Origin of the sequence: Phocaeicola sp. RTP21198st1_B8_RTP21198_201120, from assembly GCF_040929485.1 — a bacterium.
GTDB lineage: Bacteria > Bacteroidota > Bacteroidia > Bacteroidales > Bacteroidaceae > Phocaeicola > Phocaeicola dorei.
This window is the reverse complement of the sequence record NZ_JBCOCI010000005.1, coordinates 56,369-71,186: the sequence shown is the minus strand read 5'-3', so window position 1 is coordinate 71,186 and position 14,818 is coordinate 56,369. Positions and strand designations below refer to the sequence as shown.

Sequence of the window (14,818 nt, the reverse complement as noted above, 5' to 3'; positions counted from 1 at the left end):
TTGCAACAGGTAAAAACAGAAATATATAACTCTAAAAAGATAAAGATTATGGCTACAAAAAAATTACATTTCGAAACATTACAACTTCACGTAGGACAGGAACAACCAGACTCGGCTACGGATGCTCGTGCAGTTCCTATTTATCAGACTACATCTTATGTATTTCATAACTCGGCACATGCAGCCGCACGTTTTGGTTTACAAGATCCGGGTAATATTTATGGGCGTCTGACTAATTCCACTCAAGCTGTTTTTGAACAGCGTGTGGCTGCATTGGAAGGAGGAGTGGCAGGACTTGCCGTAGCTTCCGGGGCTGCTGCCATTACTTATGCGTTTCAGAACATTACTCGTGCAGGTGATCATGTTGTAGCTGCAAAGACTATTTACGGAGGTACTTATAACCTGCTGGCTCATACGTTGCCGACTTATGGTGTGACTGCTACATTTGTGGACCCTAGTGATCTTTCTAATTTTGAGAAAGCTATTCAAGAGAATACAAAGGCGGTGTTTATCGAGACTTTAGGGAATCCTAATTCGAATATTATAGATATAGAGGCTGTGGCGGAAATAGCACATCGCCATCACATACCTTTGATTATTGATAACACTTTTGGTACTCCTTATCTAATTCGTCCCATTGAGCATGGAGCGGATATTGTGGTACATTCCGCTACAAAATTTATTGGTGGTCATGGAACTTCACTGGGTGGCGTGATTGTTGATTCAGGTAAATTTGACTGGGTGGCATCAGGTAAATTTCCTCAACTGACAGAACCAGATCCTTGCTATCATGGGGTGCGTTTTGTAGAGGCGGCAGGTCCGGCCGCTTATGCTGTCCGTATTCGTGCTATTTTATTGCGTGATACTGGCGCGACTATCAGTCCGTTTAATGCTTTTATTCTGTTGCAGGGATTGGAGACACTTTCATTGCGTGTGGAACGTCATGTAGAGAATGCGTTGAAAGTGGTGGAGCATTTGAAAAATCATCCGAAGATCAAGAAAGTAAATCATCCTTCCTTGCCGGAACATCCTGACCATGCTCTGTATCAGCGTTATTTCCCCAATGGAGCCAGTTCTATTTTCACTATCGAGGTGAAAGGTGGTCAGGAAGAAGCACATCGTTTTATCGATAGTCTGGAAGTTTTTTCTTTGTTGGCCAATGTCGCTGATGTGAAGTCATTGGTTATCCATCCTGCCAGTACCACTCACTCTCAGTTGAATGCGGAAGAATTGGCGGAACAGGGTATTTATCCGGGGACAGTGCGTTTATCAATAGGTACGGAACATATAGATGATTTGCTGGCCGATTTGGATCAGGCATTAGCTGGAATTTAATAAGATATATTAATAGAATAAGGAATATTACTACAATATAAAATCAATATATGGATAAGAAGTGTATGCCGGAGGTTTGTGTAAAGATACATTATACATGCTTCTGGCATTACTTTATTTTTACTAATAAAAAAGGATAGATCATTAATCCAAATAGGATTCTTTTTTGTTATTAAAAAAAGAATCTTTGCGGAAGTGGGGTTTCAAAGGCTTAATTTAAGAGTTTATGGATACCGTTTCTTTAACTTAAATACAATGGTTATGAATCTAGTCCTTGCTATTATTCCGGTATTGCTATTAATTATCCTGATGGCGTTTTTTAAAATGTCCGGTGACAAAAGTAGTGTGATTTCCCTTGTCGTTACTATGCTGATTGCTTTTTTCGGCTTTCATTTTCCGGTAGACGATTTGCTGTTTTCTTTTCTGTACGGTGCATTGAAAGCTGTTTCTCCTATTCTGATTATTATTTTGATGGCGATATTCAGCTATAATGTTTTATTGAAGACTGAAAAAATGGAGATTATCAAGCAACAGTTTTCTTCTATTTCTACCGATAAAAGTATTCAGGTATTGCTGTTGACATGGGGATTTGGTGGCTTGCTTGAAGCTATGGCAGGATTTGGTACGGCAGTGGCTATACCGGCGGCGATTCTTATCAGCCTCGGATTCAAACCGGTATTTTCGGCAACAGTCAGTTTGATTGCCAATAGTGTGGCTACTGCTTTTGGGGCTATTGGTACACCGGTCTTGGTATTGGCGAAAGAAACGAATCTGGATGTATTGGTGCTAAGCGCCAATGTCGTGTTGCAGCTTTCGGTACTGATGTTTCTCATTCCTTTCGTATTGCTGTTCCTGACCGATTCGAAATTAAAATCCTTACCTAAAAATATTTTCCTGTCTTTGTTGGTCGGTGGTGTCTCATTAGGCAGCCAGTATATTGCCGCCCGCTATATGGGGGCGGAGTCTCCGGCTATTATTGGAAGTATTTTATCTATCATTGTTATTGTAGCCTATGGCAAACTGACTGCTTCTAAAAAGGAAAAAGCAAGGAAAAGCACATTGAAAGGGCTCGAGGTACTGAACGCGTGGAGTATCTATCTTCTTATCTTGTTCTTGATTATTCTGACTAGTCCGTTGTTTCCCGGTTTGCGTACAACACTTGAAAATAATTGGGTGACCCGTATCAGTCTTCCGATTAATGATTCAACTATGAATTATACGGTTTCTTGGCTGACCCATGCGGGAGTTTTACTTTTTGTGGGCACGTTTGTCGGTGGGCTGATACAAGGAGCCAAGATATGGGAGCTGTTTGCTGTACTCTGGAATACGGTAAAGCAGTTAAAGAAAACTTTTATCACGGTAATTTGTCTGGTGAGTTTGTCCACTATCATGGATACGGCAGGTATGATTTCAGTTATAGCCACTGCTTTGGCGGTTGCTACAGGAAGCCTTTATCCGTTGTTTGCCCCTGTTATTGGTTGCCTGGGTACCTTTATTACGGGCAGTGATACTTCTTCAAATATTTTGTTCGGCAAATTACAGGCTAATGTGGCCGGGCATATTCAAGTAAGTCCCGACTGGTTGTCGGCAGCCAATACGGTGGGGGCGACAGGTGGAAAAATAATTTCTCCGCAAAGCATCGCTATTGCCACTTCTGCCGGAAACCAACAGGGAAAAGAAGGGGAAATCCTAAAATCCGCCATTCCATATGCACTGGCGTATGTGGTAATAACCGGAGTGATTGTTTATATTTTCAGCTAATCTTTTCCGGTACATAGGGTGCGCCGGACGATAGCTTATAGTACCAATTCCTTGAACAACTGTTGTAAGGTAGCATCCAGGTTCATGGAAAATCCGGGATGAGGCCGTGAAGTCTGTATACAGGCACTACGTACAGCGGTCAGCCAACGGAACCGGTCCGGAATTTCCATTTGTGCTATGCTTCCTCCCTCTTTCTTTCCTTGGCATACCTTATCAAATACCTGTAGTGCATTCTTTAGGCATTCCATATCTACTTCCGTAGAAAATACTCGCAACTTCTGTTCATTCAGTACATAGATTGCATTCAGGTATCTGGCTTGTTTGGAGAACAAGACTATTCCTATATTAAGAAACTCCTCACGCTCTACTTTGGGGACAAAGCGGATTACTGCATATTCATATAAGTGCTTTTCTGGCATTTTGTGCTTCTTTTACAAATAGTTCGGAATGGTGAACCCTTTCTTTTAAAAAATGAAAATATACCTCTCTCAGATCTTGTATTGTTTCTCCTTCTTCTGCCCAAGTAAGCCAGTCATCGGGTATGGCATCTGTTATTTCCTGTAGTTTTTCTTCGGTCAGTATTTGTTTGAACCGGTTATCCGCTTCTTCCAACTGGCTGGCATAAGGCAGAAGTACATGGTCTTTTATTCTTAGAAAAGGATTGACAGCCTGTTTCTGCCAGTTTTCCCATGAATGATGAAAGTAAAGTGCTGCGCCGTGATCTATCAGCCACAGTTCTTTATGCCACATCAGCATATTGGTATTCTTGATGGTACGGTCTACGTTGGTGAGCAGAGCGTCCAGCCATACTACTTGTGAAGCGGTTTGTACGTCTACCTGATGTACGATGGGGTCAAAAGTCAGTGCGCCCGACAAGAAATGAAGTCCTAGATTCAGCCCACGGCTCCATTGCAACAAGTCTTGTATCTCTTCATCTGCTTCTGTCCGGCCAAATGCTTCGTCCAGTTGCAGAAAGACGATTTCGGGTACGCGGAAATGAAGGGCACGGGCTATTTCTCCACCTATCAGTTCAGCGATAAGCGCCTTGGTTCCGTGGCCTGCTCCCCTAAATTTGACGACATATTTAAAATCATCATCCGCTTCGGCCAATGCGGGCAAGGAACCTCCCTCACGCAGGGGCATAATGTAGCGAGTGACATTAACTGTACGTAAATCCATTTAAACCTCCTTGATTATAGGGAATAAAGATACGATGTTTTTGGGTATTAGGAATAAAAATAGTCCGTAAATTGGGAATTATAGCACTAATTTAGCATTTAAGATACTTCCAAATCTGCTGAAATATGCTGCAACCAGGGATAAACTGTTGAAAAATCGTAAAAAAAGAGATAGATAGGAGATTTATTGCCAAAAAAGAATTTAATTTGAACAGTTTTATAATTTATAAAAAAAAAGAACATGAACGAATTAATTGCTAAAATCAAAGAATTGAACGAAGCTTTTATGTCTGATGCTGCATTGCAGATTGAAAAAGGTAACAAAGCTGCAGGAACACGTGCGCGTAAAGCATCATTGGAATTGGAAAAACTGATGAAAGAATTTAGAAAAGCATCTTTGGAAGCTTCTAAGTAATCTTTTATTCGTCTTTTAAAGATTTTTATAAGCCATCCTTCGGGGTGGCTTTCTTATTTTCTACTAAGTTTTGCTTTTATTTCGGGGGATAATTGATATTTTTGTATTTTTATTGGTGGGTGGTTAACCTAAAGGAGAAGGGATGTTTATGAAGAATATGTGTCTATTGCCTGTATGGGCGGTTTTATTGATTATAGCAGGGACTTTCTTTTCTTGTGAAAAGAAGAAGGATATGGCTATATACCGTCAGGCGGATTCTTTGAACTTGCTTTCTTATCATATGCGCTATAAGAATTTGGACACAGCGTGTAAAGCAGCGCATGACGCCTACAAACTGGCGGATGGATTCCCCTCCCTGCGTGCCGGGGCATTGAATAATCAGGGTTTCTGCGCCTTTATCCACATGGACTTTGAAAAAGCCGAAGATCTTTTTCTTCGCGTATATGAGGAGTCAAACAATGAATTGGAATGTCTGATAGCAGATATCGGTATGATGAAAATTTGTCAGCGTACCGCCATGAACAAGGAGTTCTATGATTATCGTAACAGTGCGTTACGGCGTATGAAACGTATCAGCGATGACCGTTCTGCTATAACTGATCCCGGAGAGCTGGAACGGCTTAATTATGCCCGTTCTGAGTTTTCCATTGCTTCTGCCATTTATTACTATTATTTGCAGCAGGAACAGCAGTCCTTGGAGGCGATTAATGAAATAAAAGTAGACGAGGCGCTGGAAAGTGATACTGCCCAATTGCTCTATTATTATTATATGAAAGGGTCTGGCGGTATGTATGAAGCGGATACACCGCAGGATGTGGTATTGGGTGAGTTTAACTATCTGATAGAATGTCTGGGTATCAGCAGGGAACACGGGTATATCTATTTCGAGGCGAATGCATCTCAGGCAATGGCAGAATTGCTGAAAGAGAGGAAAAATTTCGATTTAATTATGGAAAGGCGTCCCAATGTGATGCGTGCCATCAATAGCGAGGACTTGCCGTGGGAGGAACTGACCATGCGTTTTGCCTGGCAGGCTTTGGATTTGTTCAAAAAATATGGAGATTTGTATCAGATTTCGGGTACATACCGCACTTTGGCGTCGTGCAGCAACGAGCAAGGCAGGTATGAAGACGCGCTGCATTACTTGTCGGAAGCGCTAGGGTACGTCAACCGGCATCACGAAAAATATTACCATTGTACGGATACCATGGACAGGCTTCGTCCGTATGTTCCCATGGCTACCACTTCCATTGAACTGGAATGGATTAATGACGATGGTATAAAAAGTGTCCCCGAATGGATCGCCCGTTTCCGTGAACAATTGAGTGTAACATATGCGGCGTTAGGAATGAAACCCCAGTCGGATTATAATCGTAATATTTATCTGGATATTTTGGACTACACCCGCCAGGACAAAGAATTGGAGAGTCGTTATAATGCGTTGGAGAAGGAATCGGAAGCCTTGAACGGACTTCTGGTGGTAGTGGTGATTGGTATCGCTGTCCTTATCATTCTATTTTGGATATTGAATAAAAGATGGCGTGTGCGGAATGCTCTTTACATTGATAAGTTGAAACGTACTTTGGAAATATGTCGTAAGATAACGGCTTCCGTACCCATTGATGCGGGGGAGATAGAGGATGTGACAAAAGCGGTAGTTGCCTCGGTGAAAGAGGATATTCTTCCGTTGGTGGGAGCCACGGACTTCCGTATTGTGGCTGAAAATGGAGAGGGAAGAGAGGTGTCGGGACAAGGGATTTGTACAAGTTTTATCTTGAATATTCCAAGCAGGGAACAACCTTTGGGCGAGGTGCATCTGTATTCGGAGCACAAAATGAAGAAAGATGATAAAGCACTGATGAGGGTCATTACACCTTACATTTCGTGGACACTGGAGAATGGACTGGCTTTTATTTCGTTGGGCGATGAACGGAAACGGCTGGAAAAGGAGCAATATGTCCATGAACAGCATTTGGCGGAGAATAAACGGCAGAATCTGGTGAAGAAAGCCTGTTTGTTTATTGTCACAGGCATTATGCCTTATATAGACCGCATCATGAATGAAGTGCATAAACTAACCGTACACAACTATATTCAGAACGAAGAAATAAAAGAAAGCAAATACCGTTATATCGACGAACTGATTACCCGTATTAATGAGTATAATGATATTCTGGCCTTATGGATTAAGATGAGGCAGGGGACACTGAGCTTGAATATAGAGAATTTTGAGTTGAATTCCCTTTTCGATGTACTGGTGAAAGGGCGTAAGACTTTCGAGATGAAACAACAGACCCTGACCATAGAGCCGACTGCCGCCATTGTGAAAGCGGATAAGGCTCTGACGCTTTTCATGATAAATACGTTGACAGAAAATGCCCGTAAATATACGCAGCCGGGAGGAAATGTTTCTGTTTATGCGCAGGAAACAGAATCTTACGTGGAGATTTCGGTGAAAGATGACGGTCCGGGGCTTTCACAGGAAGATGTGGAGCGTATTCTGAGTGAGAAAGTTTATGATTCAGGTAAAATCGGATTGCAGACCAGCGAAAATGTCAGCGAATTGCAGAAGAATAAAGGTCATGGTTTCGGTTTGATGAATTGCAAAGGCATTATTGATAAATATAAGAAGACCAATGAAATATTCCGGGTCTGCCTGTTCCGGATAGAAAGTGAATTGGGGAAAGGCAGCCGTTTCTATTTTCGTCTGCCCAAAGGAGTGCGCAAAACGTTGATGTTGGTACTGGTCGCTTTTCTTTCTGTCCTGACAGGATGTAATGAGGGGAGAGAGAAAGACGGGAAAGCGGAACAACTCACTCTTAATGATTCCATTCAGCGATATGATAAATTATTGGCTGTTGCGAATGAATATGCATACGATGTTTACAATTGTAACATTGATGGACTATACCAACAGGCATTGTGTTATGCGGACAGTGCTCTACATTGTTTGAATAAGCATTATATTATGTATTCGGGCAGCAAAGGGCCTTTGTTGGAATTGGAAGGAGAGGGGGCTGCAGCGGATTTAGATTGGTTCAACCGGCATTTTGATACCGATTACTATGCCTTGCTGGATGTTCGCAACGAGGCAGCAGTCGCTTTTTTGGCTTTAGGTAATCTGGAGGCTTATCGTTATAACAATAATGCTTATACGGCGCTGTACAAACAAATCAGTGAGGACACCTCATTGGAGCAATATTGCCGTCAGATGCAGCTTTCTGCCAATAATAAGACGGTGGCTATCATTCTTTGTGTGGTTATTCTGTTGGTATTGCTGGTGGGTTATTATATTCTGTATTTCCGCCACCGTTTGATTTATCGTTATAACTTGGAACAGGTGTTGGAAATCAACAAGCAGGTGTTTTCGGCCTCTTTGCTTGACGGAAGAACCGACCGGGATATTGCTGCAAGTCTGGTCAATGATATGTTTGAGACGGTGAATGAGTTGCTGCCCATTGATGTGTTGGGCGTAGCGGTTTATAGTGAAGACAACCATAGCTTGAATTATGCTTTTTCACCGGTGGAGGATGAGAACGAAGAAATGCGTGAGATGATGGCCCGTAGCTTTGACGCGAAGACATCTTATTGGCGTGAGAAAGATAGGTTAAAATGTTTGCCCTTGTGGGTGGAAGCAGGTAACGAGAATCGTTGCACGGGTGTGCTGGCATTGAAAATCGCTTTGCCTGTGGAGCGTGAGGACGACCGCTTGATGTTGGAGCTTGTGGCCGGATATGTAGCCATCATTGTATATAATGCAGTGGTACTGATGGCACAGAAATATCGGGATATAGAAAGTGCGCAGGATGATGCGCGCCGAGCTATACGGGAGGAAAACCAGTTGCATGTGCAAAATTTGGTATTGGACAATTGCTTGTCAACCATTAAGCATGAGACAATCTATTATCCTAACCGGATAAAACAGATTATCGACAGGTTGAACACCCGTCAGGCAGGAGAAAACGAAGCTGTGCAAGTAGAGACGATTGGTGAGTTGATCAGTTATTATAAGGATATATTTACTTTGCTGAGTTCATGCGCCGCACGTCAGTTGGAAGAAATTACTTTCCGCAGAGGTGTTGTGAAAGCCGGCGAGCTGGCCGATTATGCGGCACGGTATATAAAACGTGCTGGAAAACGTATGCCGCATCGGGTAGAACTGAGGACGGAGGTGGAACATGTTTCCGTACTGGGAGATGTCATTCAGCTGAAGTTTATGTTGGAGAATCTGATAGATGAAGCGCTATCATACGAGGTGGATGGCCTTTTGGAATTGTGTATTTATAAGGATAAGGATTTTGTGCGGTTTGATTTCCGCGATACGCGTCGCGAAAAGTCGCAGGAAGAGTTGAACTTGTTGTTCTACCCACATCTGTCTCGTATGAAGCAGGGGCAGGAAGGAGTTCTGACCGGTACGGAATACCTTATTTGTAAGCAGGTGATTCGTGACCATGATGAATTTGCCGGAAGACGCGGTTGCCGTATCAATGCGCAGCCTGCCGCTGAGGGAGGGTTCACCGTATGGTTCACCCTGCCTGCCCGTTGAATGTAGAATGTAAAAAAACAATGCATATTATGGAGAATAATAGATTTAAAGTCATCATTGTAGAGGATGTCAAACTGGAATTAAAAGGAACGGAAGAGATATTCAGACACGAAATTCCAAATGCGGAAGTCATCGGAACGGCCATGACTGAGAATGAGTTTTGGGAATTGCTGAAAGTGCAGTTGCCCGATATGGTTTTATTGGACTTGGGCTTGGGGGGATCGACTACCATCGGTGTGGAAATCTGTTCTTCTTTACGGAAGAACTATCCGGATATGAAGGTGCTGATTTTCACTGGTGAGGTGTTGAACGAAAAGTTATGGGTGGATGCGCTGAATGCGGGTGCGGATGGTATAATCCTGAAGACGGGAGAGTTGCTGACTGCCACAGATGTACAGGCGGTGATGGATGGTAAGAGACTGGTTTTCAATTATCCCATTCTGGAGAAAATAGTGGCACGTTTCAAGCAGTCGGTGGCTCAGGAGCAGCGTAGGCAGGAAGCTGTCATCGATTATGATATTGATGAATATGATGAGCGTTTGCTTCGCCATCTGGCCTTGGGGTATACCAAAGAAATGATTACTAATCTGAAAGGGATGCCTTTCGGGGTCAAGTCCATAGAGAAACGTCAGAATGAATTAATAAACCGTTTGTTCACATTGGATGAAAGAAATGGTGTCAATGCCTGTCGCTTGGTGACCCGTGCTTTCGAGTTGCGGATTCTTGATATTGATAATTTGGAACCGGATGAAGAGTAAATATTATTTCCCTCATACCGCTACTGTATTTTTTCTGCTGACAGTAGCTGTAGCCTTGTTCTCATGGATAGGAAGTATTTATGGGCTGGGGAAGGTGCAAAGCCTGCTCAGCCCCGAAGGAATCCGGTGGGAATTGAGGCATGCTATGGGGAATTTTGTCCAGACACCGGCATTGGGCATAGTAATGATGCTTTTTTTAGGGTTCGGCATTACGGTTCATTCCGGGGTATGGGGCACGTTGGGGAGAATAGTGAAAAGAGGAAAGCCCATTTCCCGTAAGGAAAAGCGTGCGTTGATATTGGCAGGTTGTATGCTGCTTGTTTATATCATAATGATTATTGGCACCACTTTTGCCCCATGGACTATGTTGCGTAGCGTGACGGGATCTCTCACGAATTCTCCGTTTCAAAAAGGGATTTATTATCTCATTTCGTTTGGTGTGGGATTATCGGGTATGGCTTTCGGCTATGCATCGGGACGTTTTCGGGATGATAAGGATATAATAAGAGGGATGTCCTGTCTCTTTTCTCGTTTTGCCGATTACTTTGTGGTGCTTTTTTTTATAGTTCAGTTCTTTTCCTCATTGATGTATACGAATTTGGTGGAATGGGTTGGAATAGATTCATATATAGTGTCTTACGTTTTTCATATTTGTTGCTATTTACCTTTCGCTTGGATGTTGAATAGAAAAAAATAGGTTGTTAATGCAAAAAAAGTTACGGATTCTTTTGGTAATTTCAATAAAAACCGTACCTTTGCACTCGCAATTAAGGATGGTTCCGTAGCTCAGCTGGATAGAGCAACGCCCTTCTAAGGCGTGGGTCTTGCGTTCGAATCGCAACGGAATCACATAAAGAAACTGTATCTCTTTCGGGGGGTACAGCTTTTTTTATGGAAATATTTAAAAAGGATTCATCTAAAAGCAGGGCTATGGAAAAGATCTTGTCCATATCTCTAAACCTTTCCCATTGGATAGTTAAGGGTTTTCTTCCTGCTTGTTCTATCTCCGCAAGCCTTTGGAGTTAACTCCATAGCCTTTGGAGATAACTCCAAAGCTTATGGAGATAACTCCAAGGGCTATGGAGATAGAATACATCCGTATAAAAAGGTTTAACCTGGAAAGAGAAAAGGCTTATGCAACAGGGATGGATGCGATACATTGTTATTTAATTCCGATGGCGGGTTATTACTTTTTCTCAGTTTCTTCGTCCTTTGGACCTCACGGCAGCGGAAAGATTGAACCGGTTAAAAAGTCATGTTAACCCTTTTTGCATGCAGAAGATGTATATACTGAATCTAAAGAAAGGTATGAACCGGAAAATAAGAAGTAGTTCCCGTTAAATTTCTACTATCCCTTAGAAACGGAACTTTCTTCTTTTCTGAACAAAAAATCCCACTCATTCGTCATATTTTCCTCTTTTACATCAGAATATATTTGTACTTTTGGTCCGGATGCCCCAAGGAAAGAACATTTTCTTTGTCAGGCTTGTCTGAAAATCATAAATAAAACAACTACCGACTATGACAACACAAAAGTACAAAAGCCTATTGGTGATAATATGGGCACTATGGGCTTTTCATCCTTGTTTGGCTATTGACGATGTGCTCCGTACAGCCAAACGTGATGCTATTTTAGCACAAATTACAGGAGCCGTTCGTCCGAAAAAGCAGATTTCACTTATTTCGTTTGGTGCGAAAGGAGATGGGAAAAAAGATTGTAAACCTGCATTTGATAAAGCGATGAAGCGTGCTGCCCATATGGGAGGAGCACATATTGTGGTTCCCGCAGGGGAATATCTTTTGAATGGTCCTATTCATTTTGTAAGTAATGTATGTTTGGAACTTCAGGAAGGGGCGACCTTGAAATTTTCATCTGAACCGGCTTTTTATCTCCCTCTGGTGAAAACCAGTTGGGAAGGAACTTTCCTTCAGAATTACAGTCCTTTTATTTATGGATATCAGTTGGAAAATGTTTCCATCATCGGCAAAGGAGTGATAGATGGAAATGCGGGGACTACTTTTGCCACTTGGAAAAGTAAGCAGAAGATAGGGCAGCAGCTTAGTCGTGAAATGAATCATAAAGAAGTGCCGGTAGCCGAACGGAACTTCGGTGAGGGGTATTGGTTGCGTCCGCATCTGGTGCAATTCTTTGATTGTAAGAATATTACAATTGAGGATGTGTTTATTACGAATGCGCCTTTCTGGTGTATTCATTTACTGAAATCGGAGAATATTATCTGCCGTGGCATACGTTATGATGCAAAATTGGTCAACAATGATGGCATCGACCCTGAGTACACCCGTAATTTGCTGATTGAAAATATTGAATTTAATAATGGAGATGACAATGTGGCCATTAAATGCGGACGGGATAATGACGGATGGAAAACCAGTTGTCCTTCGGAAAATATTATTATTCGTAACTGTAAGTTCAAAGGGCTTCATGGTGTGGTGTTGGGCAGTGAGATGTCATCGGGAATACAGCATGTTTTCGTAGAGAATTGCACTTACGGAGGCTATTGTAAACGAGGTATTTTTATCAAGACGAATCCGGACCGCGGAGGTTTTATTCGTGATATTTATGTGAATAATTGTGAGTTTGGTGAAGTGGAGGATCTTTTTTATGTAACTTCCATGTATGCAGGCGAGGGGATGGATAACCATCATTTTACTGAGGTGCATGATATTTATGTAAAGGATTTGAAATGCAAAAAGGTGAATGTAGCTGCATTGGTGCTTCAAGGTACAGAGGCAAAGCCTATTTATAATGTGACTTTTGATAACGTGGATGTGGATAAAGCAGGGATAGGTCTTAGTTTTTCGAATACGAAGACAATTGGGGTTTCTAATTGTAATTTGGGAGGTTATGTTGGGGTGCCGTCTACAGCCAGTGCGAAAGATGGTATATTCAATAAATAGATTTGTTTGACTTCTTGGTTCACTTCGCCGATTCCTTGAGAAAGTCTTGTTACGCTGGAATGACAGAGTAAAAGGAAAGCAGGAAACTGTTTTCGTACAGACTGGGGAGGATTTTTCATCCCTCAACTAAACAAATGTTTTTATAGATGGTTCTATAAGTAAAAAAGACGATAATTATGAATACAAATGAATTTGCCCGAATTTTATTGACTTGGATTAAGAGTTTTCTATCATGGATAGGCATCCCGCGCGATAGGTTGAATGAACTGGATGAGATTATTTTCTTGATCCTGATTGTAGTTATTGCTTTTGCTGTAGGAGCTGTATTTCATTATTTATCTGTGCGTTTCACACGGAAGGTGTTGAAATATAAAAATATCAGTTTTTTAAGTTCGCTGATAGAATACAATGCTTTGCGGAAAATGTCTGCGGTCATTCCGCCGCTTATTATATCCGCTTTGTTGCCGTTTGCGTTCGATTATCGTTCTACTTGGTTTACTGCCAGTGAAAAAATCACTTGGATTTATTTATTTATCGCTTTGTTGTTTTCGGTCAATGCCGTGTTAAATTCGGTGGGTAATGTGCTGATGAACAAGGAGCAGTTACAGAATCGTCCGATGAAAGGTTTCATACAAATCTTTCAAGTGATTTTTTCGTGTATTGCCATCATTGTCATCATTTCTATATTGATTAATAAGTCGCCTCTCAATCTGATTACCGGACTGGGTGCTTTTGCTGCCGTGCTGATGTTGATTTTCAAAGATACCATCCTTGGCTTTGTGGCGGGGGTGCTGCTTTCCGAGAATGATATGGTGCATATCGGCGATTGGATTGAGATGGCTCAGAATAATGTGAATGGGGTGGTGATGGATATCACTCTGAACATTGTGAAGGTTCAGAATTTCGATAATACTATTGTCACTATACCTCCTTATTCATTAGTTTCCGGTTCATTTATCAATTGGCGTGGGATGACTGAATCGGGCGGACGGCGTATTATGCGCGAGTATGCGTTGAAACTGGATTACATACAACCCTGTACTCCTGAATTTTTGGAGAAAATGAAGAAGTTTGATGCTGATTTGGCCGACTTTATCACAGAAAAGCAGAAACAGGCGGCCGAAGGAAAGGTAGCGAATACTGACAATCCGGCCGGATTGGTAAATGGAACCATTGATACGAATGTAGGGCTGCTTCGTGCTTATATGACTCTCTATCTGAAGCGCCATCCTTTTATCAGTAAGGACCTGTTGCTGATGGTACGCACGTTGGCTCCTACGGAGAATGGTCTGCCTGTACAAATTTATTGTTTCTCGGCCAATAAGAACTGGCCTAGTTATGAATCTATCCAGGCGGAAATCATGGAGCATTTTGTTTCTGTTCTTCCCGAGTTTGGATTGTATCCGTTCCAGAATCCTACTGCCAGAGATTATGTAATCAGTGGTTTGATAGAGTCTGGCAAGGACCTTTCTACTGTAGACGGAATTCCTTGGCATTCGGTCTTGCCAAAGGAAGAAAAGGTATAGTTAGGGATTTAAACATTTATTAATGACTTGCGGTTGAACAATTCTTGTTGCCACCGTGTTATATAAATGTGTTTTTCATAGTATTAGATTAAAGGTTGAAGATTGCAATCGGCTTGAGAGAAGTAGTTGCATCTGAAGTAGAAGCGTCTACTATAAAAAATATAGAAAGGTTGTTCCTTACGGGACAGCCTTTTTGTTTTGTTAAAAGAAACCATTCGCATTAACTTGAAATGTTAAAGGATTTGTTGCTTTTATTAAACAATACTATAATTTCTCCTTAACGCTTCCTTAAATTTGCAGATAGCAGGAAAGTGCGTATATTTGTATGTGTGTTTTTCATAGTATTAGATTTAAGGTTAACAAAAGGTTGGAGCAAGGCG

Annotated in this window: 11 protein-coding genes and 1 tRNA gene; 10 read left to right on the top strand and 2 right to left on the bottom strand. The window is 41.9% G+C overall.

What is annotated here, in order from left to right; translation table 11 throughout:
- Window positions 1-48 precede the first annotated feature (48 nt).
- Window positions 49-1,335, top strand: coding sequence for an O-acetylhomoserine aminocarboxypropyltransferase/cysteine synthase family protein (locus AB5935_RS04390; protein WP_038609232.1), 1,287 nt, complete (start codon window positions 49-51; stop codon window positions 1,333-1,335).
- A gap of 261 nt (window positions 1,336-1,596) precedes the next feature.
- The gene (locus tag AB5935_RS04385) at window positions 1,597-3,096 is read left to right on the top strand and encodes an L-lactate permease (RefSeq protein ID WP_022185742.1); all 1,500 of its coding nucleotides are present in this window, start codon (window positions 1,597-1,599) and stop codon (window positions 3,094-3,096) included.
- A 35-nt stretch (window positions 3,097-3,131) separates the two neighbouring features.
- On the opposite strand, the gene AB5935_RS04380 is transcribed toward AB5935_RS04385, so the two are convergent.
- The gene (locus AB5935_RS04380) at window positions 3,132-3,515 is read right to left on the bottom strand and encodes a DUF3037 domain-containing protein (RefSeq protein WP_007838147.1); all 384 of its coding nucleotides are present in this window, start codon (window positions 3,513-3,515) and stop codon (window positions 3,132-3,134) included.
- On the bottom strand, window positions 3,493-4,275 hold the full coding sequence (locus tag AB5935_RS04375) for a HipA family kinase (RefSeq protein ID WP_007843829.1): 783 nt from the start codon (window positions 4,273-4,275) through the stop codon (window positions 3,493-3,495). Before AB5935_RS04375 ends, AB5935_RS04380 begins: the two co-directional genes overlap by 23 nt.
- 240 nt (window positions 4,276-4,515) lie before the next feature.
- On the opposite strand from AB5935_RS04375, the gene AB5935_RS04370 reads away from it, so the two are divergent.
- From AB5935_RS04370 to AB5935_RS04335, 8 genes are all read left to right on the top strand, one after another.
- Window positions 4,516-4,689, top strand: a complete 174-nt coding sequence (locus tag AB5935_RS04370; protein ID WP_005843810.1) for a histone H1 — start codon at window positions 4,516-4,518, stop codon at window positions 4,687-4,689.
- Between the two features lie 148 nt (window positions 4,690-4,837).
- Complete coding sequence (locus AB5935_RS04365) at window positions 4,838-9,235, top strand: DUF5113 domain-containing protein (protein WP_008652373.1); 4,398 nt, start codon at window positions 4,838-4,840, stop codon at window positions 9,233-9,235.
- 29 nt (window positions 9,236-9,264) lie between these two features.
- A complete protein-coding gene (locus tag AB5935_RS04360) occupies window positions 9,265-9,993 on the top strand; it encodes a DUF5932 domain-containing protein (RefSeq protein ID WP_007843833.1) in 729 nt (242 codons plus the stop codon).
- Complete coding sequence (locus tag AB5935_RS04355) at window positions 9,983-10,690, top strand: AbgT family transporter (protein WP_007838162.1); 708 nt, start codon at window positions 9,983-9,985, stop codon at window positions 10,688-10,690. The genes AB5935_RS04360 and AB5935_RS04355 overlap by 11 nt, the downstream gene beginning before the upstream one ends.
- A 78-nt stretch (window positions 10,691-10,768) precedes the next feature.
- Window positions 10,769-10,842 (top strand) — tRNA-Arg (locus tag AB5935_RS04350).
- Between the two features lie 142 nt (window positions 10,843-10,984).
- A complete protein-coding gene (locus AB5935_RS04345) occupies window positions 10,985-11,107 on the top strand; it encodes a left-handed beta-roll domain-containing protein (protein WP_080597217.1) in 123 nt (40 codons plus the stop codon).
- A 407-nt stretch (window positions 11,108-11,514) separates the two neighbouring features.
- Window positions 11,515-12,912 (top strand): glycoside hydrolase family 28 protein, encoded by a 1,398-nt coding sequence (locus AB5935_RS04340; RefSeq protein WP_007838166.1) that lies wholly within the window; start codon window positions 11,515-11,517, stop codon window positions 12,910-12,912.
- 176 nt (window positions 12,913-13,088) lie between these two features.
- Window positions 13,089-14,438 carry a mechanosensitive ion channel family protein gene (locus tag AB5935_RS04335; RefSeq protein ID WP_368327337.1) on the top strand — a complete coding sequence of 450 codons (1,350 nt, stop codon included), beginning with the start codon at window positions 13,089-13,091 and terminating at the stop codon, window positions 14,436-14,438.
- The last annotated feature ends 380 nt before the right edge of the window (window positions 14,439-14,818 follow it).